The organism is Kocuria sp. CPCC 205258 (genome assembly GCF_040981005.1).
Lineage (GTDB): Bacteria > Actinomycetota > Actinomycetes > Actinomycetales > Micrococcaceae > Kocuria > Kocuria rosea.
In genome coordinates this window covers 1-549 of record NZ_JAVKPS010000056.1, presented here as the reverse complement: position 1 = coordinate 549, position 549 = coordinate 1, and the positions used below count along the sequence as shown (strand labels likewise).

General features: G+C 71.9%; 1 protein-coding gene. It reads right to left on the bottom strand.

The window, feature by feature from the left end:
• On the bottom strand, positions 1-549 hold a 549-nt coding region (locus RF644_RS18805), incomplete at both ends, for an ADP-ribosylglycohydrolase family protein (protein ID WP_368797666.1).

Sequence of the window (549 nt, the reverse complement as noted above, 5' to 3'; positions counted from 1 at the left end):
GGCCGCGAAGACTCCGGCCGCCTCCCGCCCGTAGGAGGACTGGTGGGCGCCCGCGATGTCGACCGCCTCCGCGTAGGCTGCCGCCGGATTGGCCGCGTTGACCAGTCCCACCGGCGCCATGTACATCGCCGCACCGCAGTTGACGATGTTTCCGCTGCCGGCCTCCCGCGGGTCGTGGTGCCCGTAGTGCAGCCGGGCGACGAGCCACTTCTCGGCGAGGAAGAGCCGCTGGAGGGGAATGGCCTCGGCCTCGAGCTCCGGGATCCAGCGGGGGTTGGTGATGAGGTCGGGGACGAGGTGGTCGGCGACGGCGTACGCGTCGAGGTGGTCGCGGACCGTGGCGTACACCCCGATCAGCGCGTGCGTCATCAGGGTGTCGTCGGTGATGTGGCCGTCACCCTTGTGGTACGGGGCGATGGGGCGTGCGGTGCGCCAGTCGTCGCCGTGCCAGGGGCCGACGATGCCGGTGACTCGCCCGCCGTGGCGTTCCACGATCTGGTCGGGGGTGTATCCCTCGACGGGACCGCCCAGCGCGTCGCCGACCGCTGC